Genomic DNA, 397 nt, shown 5'->3' with positions numbered 1-397 from the left:
GTATAGGTTTGTGTCGCCTGCGCATTCACACCGGTTACTGCTGCTTGCGTTGCGGTGATCACTACGGTACCTGCCGAAACAGGCGTGATCACACCGCTGACACTGACCGTGGCAACTGCGCTGTTTGCGCTGCTATAGCTGATCATGCCGTAGCTGCCGCCGCTTAATGTAGAGCTGGCTGCATTCGTTAAGTTATTGCCCATCACGACGCTGGCTGAAGTTGGCGTAGTGAAGGTAAGTACCGGAACCGGCAGTGCAGCAACTGTCAGTGTATAGGTTTGTGTCGCCTGCGCATTCACACCGGTTACTGCTGCTTGCGTTGCGGTGATCACTACGGTACCTGCCGAAACAGGCGTGATCACACCGCTGACACTGACCGTGGCGACTGCGCTGTTTG

At 55.9% G+C, this 397-nt stretch carries 1 protein-coding gene; it reads right to left on the bottom strand.

Annotation, left to right across the window (positions count from 1 at the left end):
* Nucleotides 1–397, bottom strand: a 397-nt coding sequence (locus tag KDM89_RS20130) for an Ig-like domain-containing protein (RefSeq protein WP_212689650.1), incomplete at both ends; no start/stop codon positions are given.

The sequence above is a fragment of the Cognatundibacterium luofuense genome, assembly GCF_018139685.1.
Lineage (GTDB): Bacteria > Pseudomonadota > Gammaproteobacteria > Burkholderiales > Burkholderiaceae_D > Undibacterium > Undibacterium luofuense.
Note: the sequence above shows the minus strand (reverse complement) of the source record. Positions and strands in the feature narration are given on the sequence as shown.